15 protein-coding genes, 2 rRNA genes and 1 riboswitch (1 of these 18 running past the window's edge) are annotated in these 21,098 nt (G+C 60.1%); of the genes, 6 read left to right on the top strand and 11 right to left on the bottom strand.

The features are described from left to right. Positions 1-132 precede the first annotated feature (132 nt). Positions 133-723, top strand: a complete 591-nt coding sequence (locus tag BDB13_RS06710; protein ID WP_254922735.1) for a CueP family metal-binding protein — start codon at positions 133-135, stop codon at positions 721-723. A 30-nt stretch (positions 724-753) separates the two neighbouring features. Here the strand turns inward: BDB13_RS06710 and BDB13_RS06705 are convergent, their stop codons facing one another. The 3 genes from BDB13_RS06705 to BDB13_RS06695 form a co-directional block, all read right to left on the bottom strand. Next, on the bottom strand, positions 754-1,368 hold the full coding sequence (locus BDB13_RS06705; RefSeq protein ID WP_094270954.1) for a hypothetical protein: 615 nt from the start codon (positions 1,366-1,368) through the stop codon (positions 754-756). 131 nt (positions 1,369-1,499) lie between these two features. Next, complete coding sequence (locus BDB13_RS06700) at positions 1,500-2,825, bottom strand: aminotransferase class V-fold PLP-dependent enzyme (protein ID WP_094270953.1); 1,326 nt, start codon at positions 2,823-2,825, stop codon at positions 1,500-1,502. Between the two features lie 53 nt (positions 2,826-2,878). Beyond that, positions 2,879-2,993: riboswitch (SAM riboswitch) on the bottom strand. A 145-nt stretch (positions 2,994-3,138) separates the two neighbouring features. Then, entirely contained in the window at positions 3,139-3,492 is a 354-nt protein-coding gene (locus BDB13_RS06695) for a VOC family protein (protein ID WP_094270952.1), read from the bottom strand. 87 nt (positions 3,493-3,579) lie between these two features. On the opposite strand from BDB13_RS06695, the gene BDB13_RS06690 reads away from it, so the two are divergent. From BDB13_RS06690 to BDB13_RS06675, 4 genes are all read left to right on the top strand, one after another. Continuing rightward, complete coding sequence (locus BDB13_RS06690) at positions 3,580-3,966, top strand: hypothetical protein (protein WP_094270951.1); 387 nt, start codon at positions 3,580-3,582, stop codon at positions 3,964-3,966. A 395-nt stretch (positions 3,967-4,361) separates the two neighbouring features. Beyond that, entirely contained in the window at positions 4,362-6,242 is a 1,881-nt protein-coding gene (locus BDB13_RS06685; RefSeq protein WP_094274725.1) for a BCCT family transporter, read from the top strand. Between the two features lie 95 nt (positions 6,243-6,337). Continuing rightward, positions 6,338-10,252: a non-ribosomal peptide synthetase gene (locus BDB13_RS06680; protein WP_441347179.1), complete on the top strand. Its 3,915-nt coding sequence runs from the start codon at positions 6,338-6,340 to the stop codon at positions 10,250-10,252. Further along, positions 10,237-11,565 carry a M1 family metallopeptidase gene (locus tag BDB13_RS06675; protein WP_094270950.1) on the top strand — a complete coding sequence of 443 codons (1,329 nt, stop codon included), beginning with the start codon at positions 10,237-10,239 and terminating at the stop codon, positions 11,563-11,565. The genes BDB13_RS06680 and BDB13_RS06675 overlap by 16 nt, the downstream gene beginning before the upstream one ends. Here BDB13_RS06675 and BDB13_RS06670 read toward each other — a convergent pair. From BDB13_RS06670 to BDB13_RS06645, 6 genes are all read right to left on the bottom strand, one after another. Continuing rightward, positions 11,551-12,813, bottom strand: a complete 1,263-nt coding sequence (locus tag BDB13_RS06670; protein WP_094270949.1) for an MFS transporter — start codon at positions 12,811-12,813, stop codon at positions 11,551-11,553. The two genes, BDB13_RS06675 and BDB13_RS06670, sit on opposite strands and share 15 nt — an antisense overlap. Further along, the gene (locus BDB13_RS06665; RefSeq protein ID WP_094270948.1) at positions 12,813-13,457 is read right to left on the bottom strand and encodes a GntR family transcriptional regulator; all 645 of its coding nucleotides are present in this window, start codon (positions 13,455-13,457) and stop codon (positions 12,813-12,815) included. Before BDB13_RS06665 ends, BDB13_RS06670 begins: the two co-directional genes overlap by 1 nt. Positions 13,458-13,491: 34 nt before the next feature. Further along, positions 13,492-14,289, bottom strand: coding sequence for an SDR family NAD(P)-dependent oxidoreductase (locus BDB13_RS06660; protein WP_094270947.1), 798 nt, complete (start codon positions 14,287-14,289; stop codon positions 13,492-13,494). A gap of 52 nt (positions 14,290-14,341) precedes the next feature. Next, positions 14,342-15,034 (bottom strand): class F sortase, encoded by a 693-nt coding sequence (locus BDB13_RS06655; RefSeq protein ID WP_094270946.1) that lies wholly within the window; start codon positions 15,032-15,034, stop codon positions 14,342-14,344. Between the two features lie 31 nt (positions 15,035-15,065). Then, on the bottom strand, positions 15,066-16,493 hold the full coding sequence (locus BDB13_RS06650) for a hypothetical protein (RefSeq protein WP_254922733.1): 1,428 nt from the start codon (positions 16,491-16,493) through the stop codon (positions 15,066-15,068). Between the two features lie 703 nt (positions 16,494-17,196). Then, positions 17,197-17,655, bottom strand: a complete 459-nt coding sequence (locus tag BDB13_RS06645) for a carboxymuconolactone decarboxylase family protein (RefSeq protein ID WP_094274722.1) — start codon at positions 17,653-17,655, stop codon at positions 17,197-17,199. Positions 17,656-17,704: 49 nt separating this feature from the next. Here BDB13_RS06645 and pdxR point away from each other — a divergent pair, with 49 nt between their 5' ends. Beyond that, entirely contained in the window at positions 17,705-19,114 is a 1,410-nt protein-coding gene (pdxR, locus tag BDB13_RS06640; RefSeq protein WP_176459703.1) for a MocR-like pyridoxine biosynthesis transcription factor PdxR, read from the top strand. 95 nt (positions 19,115-19,209) lie between these two features. On the opposite strand, the gene rrf is transcribed toward pdxR, so the two are convergent. Beyond that, positions 19,210-19,326 (bottom strand): 5S ribosomal RNA (gene rrf, locus BDB13_RS06635). 152 nt (positions 19,327-19,478) lie between these two features. Continuing rightward, positions 19,479-21,098: ribosomal RNA gene (locus BDB13_RS06630) — 23S ribosomal RNA — on the bottom strand (it continues 1,512 nt past the right edge of the window).

Genomic DNA, 21,098 nt, shown 5'->3' with positions numbered 1-21,098 from the left:
CGTTGCCGAAACAGCAAGTGTGATGTCGCACAATCCGGGAGGCTACCCAGAGCACCTGGGCTCGCCCGGTCTGATGTCCGCACTCCCCACCTCCAGATACCCATGCCGGGTATCCGTTCTAAGATGAAGACCATGCGACCCCGATCGAGCACCACCATCCGGACGGCCATCCTCGGACTACTCGCCGGAGCGTTGCTTCTCGCCGGCTGTGCGCCGGCCACCGAGGAGCAGCAACCGGCCGGCGGCAGTCTGCTCACGGCACACGGCCTCGACGGACTGAACGCCCGCGAGCTGATCGAACGACTGGACACGATGCTCGTTGCCGACCGCCCCAGCGACCTGATCGCGTCGGTTGGCCCGGAGAATATCCAACTCTCGGACAGCACAGGCAACGAATCGGTCGTCGATCTTCCCGTCGACGAGTTCTACGTCTCGGTCGCGCCGTACATCTCGCAGACGCACAACTGCTTCCGGCATAGCCTGACCTCCTGCCTCGGCGAACTCGGCAACCAGGAGGTCCACGTCCTTGTCACCGACAACGCCGACCACGAAGTGCTGGTCGACGAGACGAGAAGCACTTATGACAACGGATTCATCGGCCTCTGGCTACCTCGCGATGTGGAAGCGACCATGACCGTGAGACATGACGGCCGGGCAGCCAGCACAGTCATCTCCACCAGCGCCGACGCCCCAACCTGCCTGACTACACTCCAGCTCGCCTGAGCCAGGACAGCGTCCGGGAATCTGCTTCGGTCAGGACGCGAGGGTGCGCTGACGCGGCGGCAATCCGAAGCGGCCGAGCACCTCGTCGACAGCCGTCGACGCAGTCACCAGACCTCGTTCTTGAAGCCACGGAATAGTCTCGCCTACAAGATGTTCGAGAGTTCGCGGCAATGCCAGCGGCAACAATGTCACACCGTCGGCGACATCGGCGGCGCGAATATCCGCGATCAAACTTCCGAGCCCGGAGGGAGTTCCGACGTACTGCAGCGACACCGGAACTCTCGAAACCGTCAAGGCACTGTCCAACTGCGCCAACTCTTTACGCGCCGAGCGCGCTTCCGGCGCGATCAGGACTTCAAGATCGACCAACACTGCAACAGTGTCGGGATCACGGCCATCCGCAGCGAGTGCTGCTCGGATACCGGCGCGCTGAACCTGCGCGTCCCGCAAGTCTTTGGCGCGAATCCGAATAACGTTGGCGGGGAAGGCCGTCAAATCAAGCAGGGCTTCACCCTCGGTGAGGTCTACCCAGTAGTCGTTGCCGATCATTGGCAGATTTCCAGGAGCACCTTCGGCGGCCGGGTGGTGCCCGAAGCCGGTCAGCTCGACAGCTACGTGCAGGGAATGTGAAGCGGCAGAAGACATGTGTATCTCCGAAAGTTAGAAAGATGTAGTGGTGAGCGAGACGATCGTCAGCTCGTACACATTCCAAACTTCGCAGTTGTCATGTCTGCCATGCTAGTTGCCTACTCAGGTCAGCGCATTCGAGCTTTCGCTCAGACGCACTCGGTTGTACCGGCGTTGATGTCGGCGCCACCGAGGAAAGTGCGGGTCTCGGGCGTGGGGTTCCAGGCACCGGCGGTCTTTTCGTAGTTCCAATCACACTGATTGGAAACCAGGATGCTCACGGCGTCGATCAGGCGGGTCACGTCATCGGAACTGCTGCCCAAACCGAGGCTGGCGCGCACTGCTCCGCCGGACAGTCCGAGACGCGAGAGCAGCGGGTGCGCGCAGAAGCGGCCGTCGCGAACGCCGATGCCGTGTTCTGCCGACAGGAACGCGGCAACCTCGCCGGCTTCGTAGCCGTCGACCGTGAAGGTGACGATTCCGACGGCGTCGGGAGCGTCGGCCCACAGGCGGAGCAAGTTGACGCCCGCGATTGCAGCCAAACCATCGGTGAGCTGCGCGGTCAGAGCCTTCTCGTGTTCGGCGATGACATCGAAGTCGAGTGCGGTCAACGCGTCGCACGCAGCTGCAATAGCACCGGCACCAAGAACGTTGGGCGAACCGGCCTCGTGGCGGGCGGGAGCGCAGGCCCACTCGGTGGACTCCAACGTCACCTCACGGACAGCGCCGCCACCGGCGAGGTAAGGCTTTGCCTCATCGAGCCAGTCGCGACGGCCGACCAGGACGCCGGCACCGAACGGTGCATACAGCTTGTGGCCGGAGAAGGCGATGTAGTCGACGCCGCATTCCTGCAGATCGATACGACGGTGGGGTGCCAACTGGGCTGCGTCGACGAGGATGCGCGCGCCGCAGCGGTGGGCGATGTCAGCCAGGCGTGCGATCGGCAGGATCTCGCCGGTCACGTTGGATGCGCCCGTGATTGCCAGCAGTGCAGCAGGCTTGGTGCACAGTTCCGCAATGAGACGCTCGATGGTCTCTTCGACGGTATCGGCAGCGGTAACAACGCGAGCATCGTTCCAGGGCAACAGATTTGCGTGATGCTCGATGTCGAGAACAACGGTGCTGCCGGGAACGGACTGAGCCAGGAGGTTCAGCGAATCAGTGGTGTTGCGAGTGAAGACCACAACCTGGTCGTCGGCGCAGTTCACGAAGCGAGCAACCGATTCGCGTGCGTTCTCGTACGTCAGTGTGGAGATCCGCGATGCGTATCCGGCGCCGCGGTGGACGCTGGCGTAAGTGGGGAGCAATTCTGCGATACGGTCCGTGACCTGGGCCAATGCCGGCGCGCTGGCTGCGTAGTCGAAGTTTGCGTACGAACACTCGCCGCCCTGCACGAGGGGAACCTGCAGGTCAGAACCCGAAACCTTGGCAATGGGGGCGGTGGCACAGATCTCGGCACTCAAAACAGCAGTCATCGAAGACAATCCTCACGTTCAAGGACTCATTTTTCGGGTGATGTTCCCGGAAGAGCCCGCGCTTGCCGCATCCGTTTTCGGATACAGCCGGGTCGTCACCCGGAGCACCCCACCGCGGAGGAGGGTTGCCGACCAGCAAGCCGGGGCTGAACACTGGTACTCGTGACCTGGCAACGAGAATGGCAGGAACTTCCAACCTTGTCAACCTTTCGCATTGACGCATCCGGATCCCCCGCACGACAATGCGCCTACCGGCCAGGTTCGAAGCGGCCGAATATCGTTGCCACTCTTACTTTTCCGATCAGAGGTGGCCTCAGTCTCGATGGCTCACGATGTTGATGACGTTGCCGTCCGGTGCTCGAACGAAGAACCGTCGAACGCCCCACTCTTCGGTAGTTATCGGGTGCACGATCTCGAAGCCGAGTTTGCGAGCTTCTTCGTACGCACCGTCGAGGTCATCCGTGTGGACTGAGATAACCGAGTCTTCGGTTGCGGTTGCATCGCGCGTTACAAGCTGGACGTGTTCCCCGTTGCTTGGAGACGTGTACCGAGCCACCCACCCCAGATTGAACTCCTCGGTACTCAAACCGAGATAGTCGGTATAGAAACCTTGTGCAGCCTCGATGTCATCCACTCTGAGATTGGCGGTTATGCGTGTCGCTCTCATGCAATTCTCCTGTCTACGGCGAATGCGTTTGATCATCGTCCGTGCGTTCCGAGGTGTCGAGCATCTTTCACGTGCGACGATCGAATAATGGCGGAGCGATGGTACGAGAGCAGACGCGCCGAACGGTGGATGCACACCGTCACATTGGCCGCCTTGCTAGTTCTGGGCCCGTCCACCATTGATGCCGTGATCTCGGAACACACCGTGTGGAATTGGGTGCGCCTCTCTGCTTGGGTATTCGCGACTGTCGGATTCGCGATCAGGACGGTCCAGTCTTGGAAGAACATGCCCAACCCGCGAAACAGTCGGCTGACGTCAACCGTCGACCCGTCGGAAATTCCGATCGAAGACGTACGCAAAGCCATCGCCTCAACCGACTCACGCATCCCGGCAGTCAAGGCACTGCGCGAGCAATACAACGGCCTCGGGTTGAAAGATGCCGCAGAACTGATTGATGCGGAACTCGGCAAATAGGCCTCTCTACGGCCCGCAGTGGCTACCATCACAGTTACATTTCGGCCTCATCGGCGCCACGAGCCCAAGTGCGACTTCCGCCTGCCATAACCACTTGACCTACAGACTCATTCGTCGATCTTGACAGACCACATCCGCTGAGAGCCGTCACGCCATCGATCATTCCTTGAATTCCAACGAGATTCGTCGCGTCCCAGTCAAATCGGTATCCAAAAACCTTTCACTCCAACATAGTTACTACTCCGATCCTGGCATGTTGCACATATTCGCCCACATTGCACCAACTTTCGTCCAGTTGAGCCATTCGAATGGCGGGGCTACCTTGTAATGCGCAGCAATAGTCCAGTCTTGACTGGAGCTGAGCACGTCGACGATGCCGCCGAAGTGTGCTGTACATGCTCAACTGTTGGAGGAGCAAAGATGACTGCGTTAAAAATGCATGGAAGGGACTGCGGAAACCCGTATTCGTCCCGGCATCGATAGTGATTTTCGGACTGATCGCGTTTGCGGTGATCTACGCGGGAACGGCGTCGGATGCCTTCATCAGGCTTAACAACGCGATCAGTAACGGCGTCGGATGGTGGTACGTCCTCTCCGCCACCGGGTTTGTTGCCTTTGCGTTCTACTGCGGAATCAGCCGTATCGGCAACATCAGACTCGGCCGTGACGACGAGAATCCCGAGTTCGGCATGATGTCGTGGTTCGCCATGCTCTTCAGCGCCGGCATGGGCATCGGTCTCGTGTTCTACGGAGTAGCAGAACCACTTTCGCACTACGTCACACCACCGGTTGCGGGCCGGATCCCCGGATCCACCGATGCCGCCGCAAATCAGGCCATGGAACTCACGATGTTCCACTGGGGCCTGCACGCATGGGCTATCTACGTCGTCGTCGGATTGGGCCTGGCCTACATGACGTACCGCAAGGGCCGTCCACTGTCGATCCGCTGGCTGCTGGAACCTCTGCTGGGTCGCGCCCGAATCGAAGGCAAAATCGGCCACACCATCGACGTCATCGCCATCGTCGGCACCCTGTTCGGTGTCGCAACCTCACTCGGCTTCGGAGTCCAGCAGATTTCCGCGGGCCTCGACTACCTCGGCTGGGTAGACACCGGCAACGGCCTCGTCATCACGATCATTGTCATCGTCACCGCGATGGCGACATTCTCGGTAGCGTCGGGCGTCGCCAAGGGGCTTAAATGGCTCTCCAACACCAACATGATCCTGGCCGCGCTCCTGGCCTTGTTCGTGCTGCTCCTCGGTCCCACACTGTTCCTGCTGCAGTCCTGGGTGCAGAACATCGGCGGTTACATTCAGGCGCTGCCCGAACTGATGCTGCGCACCTCTCCGTTCGCCGAAGACGGTTGGGCCGGCACCTGGACCATCTTCTACTGGGGTTGGTGGATGAGTTGGGCACCGTTTGTCGGTATGTTCATCGCGCGCATCTCACGTGGCCGCACCATCCGGGAATTTGTCTTCGGTGTGCTGCTCGCGCCGACACTCGTCGGATCGCTCTGGTTCACCATCTTCGGTAACTCCGGCATTCTTCGTCAGCGCAACGAGGGCACGATGCTCGACGCATCAGGTGCCGTCGACACCAACACGTCGCTGTTCGTCCTTCTCGACGGACTTCCGTTGAGCACCTTCACGAGTCTCCTCGCGATCATGGTGATCGTGTTCTTCTTCGTCACGTCTGCCGACTCCGGTTCGATTGTCATCGACATTCTCGCCAACGGCGGCAATCTCGAAACCTCCAAGATCACGCGGATCTACTGGACCTTCCTCTCGGGCGCAGCTGCGGCGATCCTCCTCATCGTCGGTGGCAGTACTTCCCTGACCGCGCTGCAAACGGTTGCCATAGCCACTGCTGTGCCGTTCTCGATCATCATGGTGTTGGCGTGTCTGTCGATGCTCAAGGCCTTCCGCTACGAAGTCGCCGCAGCGCCGCGCTATCTACGGGTGTCGACAACTGCCATGGCTGAAACCGAGGTCCCCCAGCCTTCGGTCAAGCGACTTCGCGATCTGAATATCTCGTCGACCTTGGCCGGGCTTACCCCCGCCCCGGTCGGGATCCCGACCGATTCGGGAGAGTCGCACGTCTTCATCACCGTCCACGAAGTGCCTGCGCACGCCGTCAACATCGATCCCGATACCGGTGTCGTCGATATCTCCGAGGATTCGCAGGCCGTCGACCCGTTGGGGGGCGAAGTCTTCGACACACCCGAGTTCGCCGATTCGGCCGAAGGACAGTTGCAAAGCAACGCCAACCCGGAATAACCGCAATGTCGGCATGTTGCATTAGGCAGAACTGTTCACCAACTCGCAAACTTGTCGTGAGATAACAACTCGACAGATCACACGAGCGAAGATTCATGAGCAGAACAGGATCAACGGGTTTGCCACTCCAGCCGCAGTCGACGGAAACACCTCTCGGGATTCCGTCCGCATTCCTACGTTCGTCGCAGGCCCCTGCGCCGCGCACTCTCATCGATATCGTGCGGGCATCCGCGCAGGCAAACCCCGAAGCACCCGCAATCGACGACGGCGAGACCACGCTGTCCTACGCCGAACTGCTCGACGAAATCGAGCAGGGCGCGCGTTGGCTGGCTGACGCCGGCGTCGGTGCGGGTGACCGCGTCGGCATCCGGATGCCGTCCGGTTCACGGGCGCTGTACGTGGCAATTCTGTCGATTCTCGCGGCCGGTGCCGCCTACGTGCCGGTCGACGCCGACGACCCGGAAGAGCGTGCCGACCTGGTGTTCGGCGAAGCCCAGGTAACCGCCATCATCACCGGCGACGGCATCCAACCCGGCACGGCGCCGAAGCGACTCGAGCATCCACCGATACGCGAACCCGAACCCGAAGACGACGCCTGGATCATCTTCACCTCCGGCTCCACCGGCACCCCCAAGGGTGTTGCCGTCACTCACCTCAATGCTGCGGCGTTTGTCGACGCCGAAGCCCGCATGTTCCTTCAGGACGAGCCGATCGGTCCCGGAGATCGTGTTCTCGCCGGACTGTCCGTCGCCTTCGACGCGTCGTGCGAGGAGATGTGGCTCGCCTGGCGTCACAGCGCCTGCCTGGTTCCCGCGCCTCGATCACTTGTCCGCAGCGGCATGGACCTCGGGCCGTGGCTGGTCTCCCGCGATGTCAGCATCGTCTCCACCGTTCCGACGCTGGCGTCGTTGTGGCCCGCTGAAGCCCTCGAAGCCGTCCGTCTGCTGATTTTCGGTGGCGAAGCCTGCCCGCCCGAGTTGGCGGAGCGTCTGGCCGTCGAAGGCCGTGAAGTCTGGAACACGTACGGACCTACCGAAGCGACCGTCGTCGCGTGCGGCGCGATCATGGACGGCAAGAGCCCCGTCAGCATCGGGCTTCCACTCGACGGCTGGGACCTGGCCGTCGTCGACGCCCAGAACAACCCCGTTGCCGTCGGCGAAGTCGGTGAGCTGGTGATCGGCGGCGTCGGCCTGGCTCGCTATCTCGATCCGGCGAAGGACGCCGAGAAGTACGCGTCGATGCCCTCGCTCGGCTGGGACCGGGCGTATCGCAGTGGTGACCTCGTCCGGCTCGAACTCGAGGGACTCATGTTCCAGGGCCGAGCCGACGATCAGGTCAAGCTCGGCGGCCGACGCATCGAACTCGGCGAAGTCGACAATGCTCTGCAAAACCTTCCGGGTGTCAGCGGTGCCGCAGCAGCTGTCAAGAAGACCGCGGCCGGCAATCAACTGCTCGTCGGATACATCGCGAGCACCGATCCCGACTTCGATCTCAAGGCCGCCCACGCACAGCTCAGTGAGCAGTTGCCGGCAGCCCTCGTTCCTCGTTTGGCATTGATGGACGAGCTTCCGACGCGTACGTCCGGCAAGGTCGATCGCAATGCGCTCCCCTGGCCACTGCCCGGAGCCGGCGAAGATGCCGGGGCTGCACTGGGACTCGACGGAACTGCAGCCTGGGTTGCCGGGCTGTGGGGTTCGATCCTCGGCGCGCAGATCACCGGCCTCGACGACGACTTCTTCGAGGTGGGCGGTGGATCACTCTCCGCCGCACAGCTCGTGACAGCATTGCGTGAGCGCTTCCCGGAAGTGACAGTCGCTCAACTTTACGATCATCCCCGGTTGGGATCTCTCGCCGAATACCTCGACGAATTGGCGCCCACCGAAACCGTCGAGACGCGCATCGTCAAGCCCACACCACTGAAAACCCAACTGTTGCAGGTAGCGGCAACAGTTCCACTGACCACGCTCACCGGACTGCAGTGGGTCACGTGGCTCGCAATCGCGAACAACGTGCTCGGCTGGTTCGTCGACGCCAGCTGGGCGCCAACGGTCTCGTGGTGGTGGATCTTGTTGGCGTTCATCGTGTTCATCACGCCGATCGGCCGCATGGCGATCTCCGTGATCGGTACCCGGCTGCTACTGCGAAACCTGCAACCCGGTACCTATCCTCGCGGCGGCAGTGAGCACCTTCGATTGTGGATAGCGCATCGACTCACCGAAGCCAGTGGCGCAGCCAATCTTTCGGGTGCACCCTGGATGCTCTACTACGCCCGAGCTCTCGGCGCCGACATCGGGCGTGGCGTCGACCTGCACACACTGCCACCGATTACCGGCATGCTCGAGCTCGGTGACGGCTGCTCTGTCGAACCCGAAGTCGATCTCTCCGGCCACTGGATCGACGGAGACGTCGTCCACATCGGTGAAATCAAAATCGGAGCCGGCGCTTCCGTCGGTTCGCGTTCCACACTTCTGCCCGGCGCACGCATCGGACGGGACGCGGTGGTCGAACCCGGATCTGCGGTATTCGGCCGAGTGAAGGCCAATCAACAGTGGGCGGGTTCACCCGCAACCAAGGTCGGCAAGGCGAATCATCCTTGGCCGTCGGAACATCCGAAACGCGCACCCGGATGGGTTCCGGTCTACGGCGTCACATCAATCTTCCTGGCGGGCGTGCCGATCTTTGCCCTCATGGCGGGAATAGTGTTGATCGGTTGGTGGATTCGCGACACCGAGACCCTCGGCGACGCAATCACTCAGTCCCTCATCATGCTTCCCGTCGCCACCATCCTCAGCCTGGTGGTCTTTGCCGGAATCACTCTCGTAGCGGTACGCCTGTTGTCGATCGGAATGGTCGAGGGCTACCACCCCGTCCGCAGCCGAATCGGCTGGCAAGTCTGGGCAACCGAGCGGCTTCTCGACTCCGCCCGCACGTTCCTTTTCCCGCTCTACGCAAGCCTGCTGACGCCCGGTTGGCTCCGGCTTCTCGGTGCCAAGATCGGCAAGAACGTCGAAGCATCCACAGTCCTGCTTCTCCCCAAATTCACGACCGTCGCCGACGGCGCCTTCCTTGCCGACGACACGATGGTGGCCAGCTACGGCCTCGGCGGCGGCTGGATGCACATCGAGCACGCCAAAATCGGCAAGCGCGCTTTCCTCGGCAACTCCGGAATGACGGCGCCCGGTCGACGCGTCCCGAAAAACGGTCTGGTCGCGGTTCTCTCAGCCACACCGTCCAAAGCGAAGTCCGGATCGTCGTGGCTGGGTAGCCCGCCTGTGCGGCTACGTCGCGCCGCCGGAGACACCGACGTCGCCCGCACCTTCAATCCCCCGACGCGACTCAAGATCGCCCGCGGAATTGTCGAAACCTGCCGACTTATCCCCGTCATGGTCACTTTCGGCATCGGCCTCGGTGTGCTGTTCGCACTCGAAGCCCTCGTCGGAGCCGTCGGATTCTGGCTCGCCGCATTGCTCAGCGGCGTTGTCCTACTGATCGCCGGAGCTGTCGCCGGAGCCGTCACAGTTGCTGCCAAGTGGATTGTCGTCGGCAAGATCAACAAGGTAGAGCACCCGCTGTGGAGTTCCTTCGTCTGGCGCAACGAGGTTGCCGACGCCTTTGTCGAGACCGTCGCCGCCCCCTGGTTCGCTCGCGCAGCAACCGGAACCGCAGTTCTGAACATCTTTTTGCGAGGATTGGGCGCCAAGATCGGCAAGGGCGTGTGGTGCGAGTCGTACTGGCTACCCGAAGCGGATCTCGTGACTTTGGGCGACGGCGCAACCGTTGAACGGGGGTGCGTCGTGCAAACTCACCTCTTCCATGATCGGATTATGTCCATGGACACCGTCACCCTCGGCGCGGGCGCAACTCTGGGACCGCATTGTGTTGCGCTACCGGCCGCCGGGATCGGCGCCGGTGCAACCGTCGGCCCCGCGTCTTTGGTCATGCGAGGTGACACTGTTCCGCCGTCCACTCGCTGGCAGGGAAACCCGATCGCACCGTGGGCCGCCTCGTGAAACCGAACAAGTCTCCGGACGACCCGATCGATCCGTACCTGCCGCACAACGGCAACCATGGATACCGTGTGTCGCGATACGAACTGGAACTGACCTACAAGGTTTTCAGCAATCGGTTGGCCGGTAAAGCCGTCATCACTGCCGTCACCACCGAAAACCGATCCAAGTTCAGCTTCGATCTGGCCCAAAACCTGCAGGTATCCAAGGTGGCGGTCAACGGCGCCCGCGGCTCCAAATACTCCCACCAGAACAACAAACTGATCATCACACCGGCCACCAAGATTCCGGCCGGAGGAGCCCTCTCCGTCACAGTCCAGTACACCGGCAATCCCGAACCGATCAAAAGTCTGTGGGGTGAGGTCGGCTGGGAAGAACTCACCGAAGGCACCCTCGTTGCCAGCCAACCCAACGGTGCCGCGTCCTGGTTCCCCTGCGACGATCATCCCAGTTCCAAAGCGTCGTACCGCATTTCGATTACGACTGATTCGCCGTTCTACGCCCTTGCCAACGGGACACTGATCCGCAAGCAGATCCGGGCCGGCGCAACCACCTGGGTGTACGAGCAGACCGAACCGATGGCCACCTATCTGGCCACCATCCAGATCGGGCAGTACGAGCATCGCCAGGTCAGCGCGGGCCCGGTTCCGATCTTCGCGGTTCACCCACCACGGCTACGCAGTTCGTTCGACGTCGATTTCGCGCGTCAACCACAGATGCTCGAAGTGTTCGGAAAACTGTTCGGGCCGTACCCTTTTGCCGACTACACCGCAGTGGTGACCGACGACGAACTCGAAATCCCCATCGAAGCGCAGGGTCTCTCGATTTTCGGTGCCAATCACTGCACCGGCCGACGCGGCTCCGAACGCCTTGTGGCACACGAGCTTGCACACCAATGGTTCGGCAACAGCCTGACCCTCGGAGCCTGGTGCGACATCTGGTTGCACGAAGGCTTCGCCTGCTACGCAGAGTGGATCTGGTCCGAGAACTCCGGCGGCCCATCCTCCGAGACCCTGGCATCAAACGCCTACCAAGGGCTCGCGCGCAAACCACAGGATGTGGTTATCGGCAATCCCGGTCCCGCCTTGATGTTCGACGATCGAATCTACAAACGCGGCGCCTTGACGCTCCATGCCTTACGTGGAGTTCTCGGTGACGACAAGTTCTTCGAACTGATCCGCCAGTGGACTACCAAGCATCGGCACGGAACTGTCAGTACCGAGCAATTCGCCGATCTGGCATCACGTTTCACCGACGCCCCGCTGCGTCCACTGTGGGATGCGTGGCTGAACCGGAAAGAACTACCGCCGCGCTAGCTCGCTTCCCGACGGCAGGTGCGAACGCGACTTGAGTAGAACCACGAGCAGGCAGGCTGCCGCTGCTGCGCTGCCGAACAGAAGCATCAACGGATAGGTCAGTGCCGGAATACTTTCCGACAGCATCGCCAGTACCGCCGGGACAGCGAACCCGACGTACGTGATCGAGTAGAAGACAGCCGTCAAACCTGCCAGATCGTCGGGGCCCGCGATCCGCTGAATCTCGAGCAGTCCCGATACCAATGCCATTCCGTAGCCGCAACCCAGGATCGCAGCGGCAATAACCGCAACAGCCACGGTGAGCGTCGACGCCACCAATGCTGCACCGGCCATTCCGATTACCAGAAAGACCAGCGCTACGACGGCGCCGCGGGCACTGAGGTCGGTGTCGATCTTGCGTCCGAGCGACTGAATCGCAAAACCACAGGTCAGTGCTACGACGCACAAGAAGGCCGAAAAGGCTACGGGCGCATCACCACTGTGCCCGGTCATCAAGGCCGGGATGACCGCATATCCGACGCTGGCAGCGCCGAACACCCACGGCGCCAACGGAACAACTATGTAGATGAAACGGCGATGGCCGGCTGCCGGAATCTTCAGATCGTCAATCAAGCGTCGACGCGCATCGATCGGCTGAGCCTCCCGAGTCTCCGGCGCTCGCCATAAAGCAACCCCCGCAATCACGGTGATCGCGATATGCAGGACGTACGCCAACGCTTCAGGTAGCGGGGCCCACTGAGCCAGAACGCCCGCGAACCCGGCTCCCAACGCGAAGCCGGCGGTCAAACTCATCGCCGCACGTCTGGCTCCGGCACCATCAGATGCCGCGAAGTCCCAGGGCGCCGTGGATAATTCCTTCACCCAGGAACCGCCCACCGCCATGCCCAACCCCAACGCGATGCCGCACAGGATGCGTCCGAGTATCAGAACGGCAGCAGAATCGGCACCGAACGCCAGAAGCGTGGATCCGGCAATCGCGATCAGCGGCGCGGGGAGCATCAAGGGTCGCCGCCCCAACCTGTCCGACAGCGGTCCGCCCAGCAGCAGTGCCGGCACGATTCCCATCACGTAGGCAAAGAGGAAGAAGTCAACCATCACGGGGGAATGCCCGTGATCGAGCCGATACATCACCAACAGGGGCGTGAATTCGTTACCACCCCAGGCCACGGCAAACATACTGGCCGCAACCATGAGCCACGCTCGTGCAGAACGCTTTTCGGTGGACTGTTCCAATGTTTTGACAACCATCACAGCGCCCCTCGAAATCCGAGGCCGTGAACCTGACGCATGTGCGCCAGCACCGCTGTGTTGTACGCGTCGGCATCGCCGGATTCGACAAGGTCTGCAAGAGCTGTGTGATCCTCGATGATCTGCGACAACTGACCCGGATCCCGCGCGATGGACCTCGCGGTCATCCTGCGCTGCCGATCACGCAGTCCGCCGTAGAACGTGTCCAGCAAAGGATTTCCGCCGGCGGCAACGATCATCTTGTGAAAATCTGCGTCAGCAGCGCTGAAGGCTACGACGTCACCACGATCCGCGATCTCACGCTGCTCGATCAAACTGGTCCGCAGGGCATCGAGCAGCGCGCTCCGCACATGCGGCTGTTCAGCAACAACGCGCACGCTCTGCGTCTCCACCAGTTGGCGCGCCGCAACTACGTGCTCTGCCTCTCCGTCTGCGACGGGCACGACAAGCGCACCCTTCTTCGGATACAACCGCATCCAGCCTTCGGCCTCGAGGCGCAGGAAAGCCTCGCGAACGGGAGTCCGACTGCACTCCATCCGCTTCGCGATTTCGCCCTCGCTGATGAGCTCGCCGCCGGGCAGCTCACCGGAGAGGATCAGTTCCTTCACTTCGCGGAAGACTGACTCCGCAGCCGAATGCAACATAGACACAAGATGTATTTATACCCCTACGTGCAGGTCAGTAGTACACCGGCCCGGGAACACCACCACCCACAGCAATGGCATCGCCCGTAATGGAGACACTGCGCGGCGACGCCAGAAAGGTCACGACGTCAGCCACTTCACTGGCGTCGACGATCTTTCGAATCGAATTTGTTGCAATACCGGCTTCCACCTCGTCGAGCGAACGCCCGGTCAGGTTCATCTCGCCTACGATCCGCGCATTCAACCTCTCGGTCCGCGTGACACCGGGATGCACGACGGTCACATTGATCCCGCTGGGCCCCAACTCGTCGGCCAGGTTCTTCGTCAACGCCGAAACGCTGACATTGCGAACGGTGTGGGCAATCGAGGTAGCGCTGCGCGCGCCTAGTCCACTGATATTGATGATCCGGCCCCAACCCTGGGCGACCATATACGGCGCCACAGCGCGGGCTGTGCGGAGGTAGCCGAGAACCTTCACTTCGATTTGGTCCCGAACGACCTCATCTGTTGTCGACCAGAAATCCGTCGACTTTCCCGCACTCCACGGAGTCGCCGCAGAATTGACCAGGATGTCGACGCCTCCGAAAGTCTCCACCACCTCATGCACCGACGCGTGAACTACGGCGTCGTCGCGGGTATCCGTCACGACGCCGATTGCCCGCACACCGAACTCCGCAGAGATCTGTGCTGCAACGGAGTCCACAGATTCCGCAGTTCTGGCAAGAATTGCGACGTCGACGCCCTCCGCCGCCAGCCCGCGGGCTATCGCCAACCCGATCCCTTTGCTACCGCCGGCGACGATTGCACGTTTTCCCGAAAGACGAAGGTCCATGCCTGTGAGACTAACCAGACATGGACCTTCGCTGTCAGCACGAACCTAGTTTTCAGACGATCAGATCGGCGTACAGATAGACATTGTCGGCGTAATTGCCTACACCGCCGTCGAACTGAAGTTCCCCACCGCACGTGACAACCGCAAGCTTTCGCGGCCCCTCATGACCCGCAAGAACACTTTCCTCGACGCCGTCTGCCTTGGGTCGCGTAGTCACCGCCGTCACCTTCCATGACGTACTCTTGCCGGCCGCATCGGATGTACGAATGGTCTCGCCGGGACTGATCGTTCCCAGATCGAACAAAGCACCATTACCCTGCCCTGTCAGATTCACATGGCCCGCAATCAAAGTCGTGCCGGTCACGGAATCCAACGGCGCACCGTCGACCCAGATTCCCACGTTCTTCACGTTGTCCGGCGGAGTGAGAACACCATCTGGAACAGTCGCGTCCACAATCGGAGCGCGAACGCCAACCGGGTCCAACGCCAACGTATTCGGCGTCATGGGCGTGTGCACCGGCACTGTCGCCGTTGCCTGATTCGACGTTACGACGCTCCCCGGAACTGGCGGCGTAGCGGCAGTATTGTCACTGCTTGACTGGAACCCGAAGAAAGCCAAGGCAATTCCGACAACAAGCGCGGCGACGATTGCAAGAATCCCACCCTTTCGATACCGATTCGAAGGACTGGCCGGCGAGCCCTCATCCGGCTCGCCGAACTCATCATTGTCCGGATACAGAGTCATCAACACTCATTTCGTTGCGAGGTGGAGAGAGTTAAGCGCGAGTGCGACGGATAGCCAGTGCGCCCACTCCAGCCAATCCGATCAAGCCGAGACCCGCCAGTGCGATTCCAGAAGTGCCGCTCGAATTCTGTTGCGCACTACCGCCATCGATTGCCGTGGGACGAGGGCCAGTAGCCTGCCTCGGCGCTACGGCCGCGGGGGCCGCCGGGGCCGCCGGGGCTTGGATTACTGTCACCGGCACAACGACGGACGGCTGCTGCGGGGCCGGCTGCTGCGGGGCCGGAATGATGATCGGGATCACGGGAACAATCGGGATGATGGGAATAACAATCACAGGCGTATTGACGGGTGTGGTCGTGACGGGTGTGGTCGGCGTCGTAGAACCAGAGCCGTACTCGACTGACGCGTCGACGTTGATACGACGGGGACTGACCGTATCGAAGGAAGCGAACACCTGGCACTGCGCTCCGGCTGTGTTCCAGTGCAGATTCTCCACCGCATCCGGGACGACATCAGCGGTCACCGAATAGTCTCCACCAGTCTTAGCCGTCAAGCAGAGATCAACGTCGGTCTCGCCGGAGCCACTGCCACGCACGGTGAGGTTGTTTCCGTTCAAGCGCGCATCCGAGTTTTTATCACAGACCGTCAGTGTTGCTCCGCCCGATGCCCGCACGTCGATCTTCTTGCCGTACATGTTTGTACTCAACGTAAAGACTGCAGTGTCAACAACTTTCAGGGATCCCGTCGTCGGCGTCTTACGTACCAGATCGAGAGTCTGAGTGACCTTCATCAACGCGACGATCCGAGCCTGCTCGGCAGTACCGAGAAACTCGTCGCACAGGCCGCGAAATTCGCCCATGAGTGGGTTGTTGTAGTCCGATATGCACCACACCAAACCTTGACGTGCCGAACGCGCATTCTCCGACGAGTTGTCCGCGACGTCGTTTCCCCACTTCGCGGGGTTTTGCAGCAGCCAACTGATGACCAACTGATCGTTCGTGGTCAGGGTCGGATTGCCCGACGACGGTTCAGTCGGCCCCAGCACGTCGTGTTCCTTGTCGACCGGCAAGCCTTCCTCGACGCCTGAACACGGGTCGAGGTCGAAGTCGGTGCAGTACATCCACTCCGACTTCGCGACACCGCTGACATCGCGAACACCGCACACCGGCGCATCTGTCGCCAGGCTCGCGCCACGATCGGTGCTGCCGTACATCGGCACGATATTGCCGTCGTTGTAGTGCTTCAGCCGAAGCCCCGAGATCTCGAGCATCGGAGCGGCCGGCGTGTATTCCGTGCCCTCACATTCTTGGGCAGTGAACGCCGAGTCCACAGTACGGGTGGGAGCCGAAAGAGCTGGGGAAGCGAACAAAACGCTACTTCCACCGACTGTCACAACAATGGCGGTGGTGAGCGCCGACCGAAGACCTCGTGATCTCCGCCGAGAACCGTGCACAGTCATAAAGAATTCCCTTTCCCGACATTTCAGTAGCGGAGAGTTTCTCGATCTCGGCGGAAGTAATTCGCGAAACCAAGTACACGCGTGACGCCGGAACGAGACAGAGCAACCATCCAGTTATGAATACGGAATGTAGTGCATATTTTACGAGTTTGATAGAAGAATCCCGAACACTTTCCAGCCTGACCCTCGACCATTAGAGACAAGTACGAATTTCTCTGAACATTTGCACTAAATGTCAATATCGCCGGATAGCCACATTCCCCGCTCGAAGAGCGGCTTCCTACTTCAGTTTCGGAGCACCCACGTCAAGTCAACCGAGAGATTCAAAGCAAACACACAGGAAGGGGCACTTGCGGGGCGCCTCGACACCAAGCGTTGGTCACTGCTCACGTCACGCATCGCCCGAAATCGAGCACAGCGATTCGCATCAAAACATCAAAATTGTGATCTGCATCACGATTCACTATTTCTTCTCGCCAAACCCGAAAGAACTCACGAAAGATATTATCTACATCATTAGCACCTAGTGCAGAAGTGGACCTATTCGGTCATTCGCGCGCATTCTCGAGAGATGCCGATTCAGTAACTGAGTCCGTCATTAAGATACTTATGTCTGCTTCGTTTGGATCGACATCAAAATCTCGATTGTCCCTATCCCTGGCCCTCGGTGCGTGAGTCCAGCCAGGTCGCAATCCGCTATCCGCTATCCGCGGACTGGCGGTGTCCTACGCGTGGTGACCGCGATGCGGTTCCACGCGTTGATCGTGACGATCACGCTAATGAGTTGCGCAAGTTCGGTTTCGTCAAAATGCTCCGCGGCCGCGCTGTATACCTTGTCCGGAACAAACCCGTCGGTCAACACCGTCACAGCTTCGGTCAGCGCGAGCGCGACCCGTTCCCGATCCGAATACACATTCAGCGCTTCCTCCCAGGCGTTCAGGAGATCGAGCTTTTGCTCGCTCACCCCTGCCGATCGTGCATCACGTGTGTGCATGTCCAGACACCACGCACAGTGGTTCAATTGCGATGCTCTCGTAAGCACCAGTTCCACGAGTGTCGGCTCGAGCCCCTGACGCGCAACAGTGTCGAGGGCAATCATTGCCTTGTACACCTCGGGTGCCAATTTTGCGAGATCGAGTCGTTGGTTGTTAGTCGTTGGCATACTCACACGCTAATCCAGCAATGACCCCGAAACATGGTTCAATATGCGAGTGAATTCGTGGGCCAATGTCGGCATGGATCTGCACATCGAATTGCCGCACGGAATGGGAGTCAAAGCCGCACTACTGCAAGGACTTCGGAACGCCATCAATACCGGCGGTCTGAAGCCCGGAACGCGACTACCCCCGTCTCGAAGTCTCGCTGTAGATCTCGGAGTCTCCCGAAATACTGTTGCAGACTGCTACACCGAACTTGCGAATGCCGGCTGGCTCATCACTCGTCAGGGCTCGGGCACCGTCGTTGCATCACTCGCCGACGCCGAGCCCGACGAAGGAAATGCGAAATCTCCGTCCACGCCTCGCGAACAAGAACCGCCCGCACCTGCACTCAGCTTCATCCCGGGGTCTCCTGATGTGTCGTCATTTCCGCGCGCACAGTGGATTTCCTCGGCGCGGCGATCGCTGACATCCGCGCCGAACGACGCATTTTCGGCTACAGATCCCCGAGGGCGAATCGAACTTCGTACGGCTCTCAGCTCATATCTGGGGAGGACCCGCGGAGTGCGCACTGATCCTGAGCACATAATCGTCTGCGCAAGCTCAGGACACGGGCTGACACTGATCGCTCGGGTCCTCCAGGAAACCGTCGCGGTAGACGCCTACGGCCTCCACTTCCACCGAAACCTTCTCGCCGGCGAAGGAATTCGTACCGTCCCGATACTCGTAGACGAGTCCGGAACTTGCACAGAACAGCTGGCCTCGACACAGGCGAGGGTCGCGCTGCTCACACCCACCCATCAGTTTCCGCTCGGCGGACCCTTGATACCCAGCCGCCGGAGAACTGCATTGGAATGGGCGTCCGACTCGGGTGGGATCGTCATCGAGGACGACTACGACGGCGAATTCAGATACGACCGCAAACCTGTCGGAGCACTCCAAGCCGTCGCGCCACAACACGTCGCGTATCTGGGAACGGTCAGCAAAACACTCTCGCCGGCTATTCGAATCGGATGGATGGTACTGCCGGACAGACTGATCGAACCAGTTCTAGCGCTCAAAGGACCGTACGAGCGGTGGGTCAGCGCAACTGACCAATTGACGCTTGCGGATTTCATCGACTCTGGACGGTTCGACGCTCATATCCGCAAGATGCGTACGTCGTACCGACGTCGACGCGACCAGTTGGTCGATACTCTCGAGCATCGTCTACCGGAAGTACGGATCGCCGGAATCTCCGCAGGACTTCATGCTGTGATTCAGCTGCCGCGCGGAACCGAAGGAGCAGTCTTGAGCGCCGCCCGAGGACTCGGGCTCGATCTGGTCGGGATGTCGACATTCAGGCACCCCGATTCGGCCTACACCGGAACCGATGGCATCGTCGTCGGATACAGCACGCCGGCGCCGTCACGCTATTCCGATGCACTGGAAAGGCTATGCACGGCAATGGAGTCCGTGCTGTGAAGTCAGTTTCGTCGGCTCTCCGAAATCGTTGAAATCGTTCCGGAACACGAAAAAACCCCCAACCACGAATGGTTGGGGGCTTGATCGTAAATTGTGTTCGGCGGTGTCCTACTCTCCCACACCCTGTCGAGTGCAGTACCATCGGCGCTGAAGGGCTTAGCTTCCGGGTTCGGAATGGGACCGGGCGTTTCCCCTTCGCTATGACCGCCGTAACTCTATGAAACTGTCACAGTAACCAACCCTGGACACTCGGTTCCACCACCCGTCAACACCAAAACTGATGGTGTTGGAGGATGGAGAAAACAAGTTTCTCAAGGTATCTGTGTGTTGTTTCAGATACCGCACAGTGGACGCGTAGCTTCTTTGTGGTAAGTCCTCGGCCTATTAGTACCAGTCACCTACATCCGTTACCGGACTTCCAGTTCTGGCCTATCAACCCGGTGGTCTGCCGGGGGCCTTACCCCCTTCAAGGGTGAGAAACCTCATCTTGGAACAGGCTTCCCGCTTAGATGCTTTCAGCGGTTATCCCTTCCGAACGTAGCTAACCAGCAGTGCTCCTGGCGGAACAACTGGCACACCAGAGGTTCGTCCGTCCCGGTCCTCTCGTACTAGGGACAGCCTTCCTCAAGTTTCTTACGCGCGCGGCGGATAGAGACCGAACTGTCTCACGACGTTCTAAACCCAGCTCGCGTGCCGCTTTAATGGGCGAACAGCCCAACCCTTGGGACCTACTCCAGCCCCAGGATGCGACGAGCCGACATCGAGGTGCCAAACCATCCCGTCGATATGGACTCTTGGGGAAGATCAGCCTGTTATCCCCGGGGTACCTTTTATCCGTTGAGCGACACCGCTTCCACTTGCCGGTGCCGGATCACTAGTCCCGACTTTCGTCCCTGCTCGACCTGTCAGTCTCACAGTCAAGCTCCCTTGTGCACTTGCACTCGACACCTGATTGCCAACCAGGCTGAGGGAACCTTTGGGCGCCTCCGTTACATTTTGGGAGGCAACCGCCCCAGTTAAACTACCCACCAGGCACTGTCCCTGAACCAGATCATGGTCCGAGGTTAGAGGTCCAATTCGATCAGAGTGGTATTTCAACAGCGACTCCACAGTAACTGGCGTCACCGCTTCACAGTCTCCCACCTATCCTACACAAACCGAACCGAACACCAATACCAAGCTGTAGTGAAGGTCCCGGGGTCTTTTCGTCCTGCCGCGCGTAACGAGCATCTTTACTCGTAATGCAATTTCGCCGAGTCTACGGTTGAGACAGCTGAGAAGTCGTTACGCCATTCGTGCAGGTCGGAACTTACCCGACAAGGAATTTCGCTACCTTAGGATGGTTATAGTTACCACCGCCGTTTACTGGGGCTTAAATTCTCAGCTTCGCCACCGAAGTGACTAACCGGTCCTCTTAACCTTCCAGCACCGGGCAGGCGTCAGTCCGTATACATCGTCTTACGACTTCGCACGGACCTGTGTTTTTAGTAAACAGTCGCTTCTCACTGGTCTCTGCGGCCCCACTCAGCTCAGGAAGCAAGTTCCGTCACCAAACAGGGCCCCCCTTCTCCCGAAGTTACGGGGGCATTTTGCCGAGTTCCTTAACCATAGTTATCTCGATCGCCTTAGTATTCTCTACCTGACCACCTGTGTCGGTTTGGGGTACGGGCCGTGTGAAAGCTCGCTAGAGGCTTTTCTCGGCAGCATAGGATCACTGAATTCGCCTCAATCGGCTACGCATCACGTCTCAGGCTTCATGTGACCCGGATTTGCCTAGGTCACGCCCTACACGCTTACACCAGTATTACCACTGACTGGCTCAGCTACCTTCCTGCGTCACCCCATCGCTTGACTACTACCAGGAAAGGTCCCGTGCATCCACCAACTCGAGACCCGAAGGTCTTCTCGTGGCTTCAGGACAGTTAGTACTCCTGATTCATCATGGGCGCGTTCACACGGGTACGGGAATATCAACCCGTTGTCC

Origin of the sequence: Rhodococcus sp. OK302 (assembly GCF_002245895.1) — a bacterium.
GTDB lineage: Bacteria > Actinomycetota > Actinomycetes > Mycobacteriales > Mycobacteriaceae > Rhodococcus_F.
Note: the sequence above shows the minus strand (reverse complement) of the source record. Positions and strands in the feature narration are given on the sequence as shown.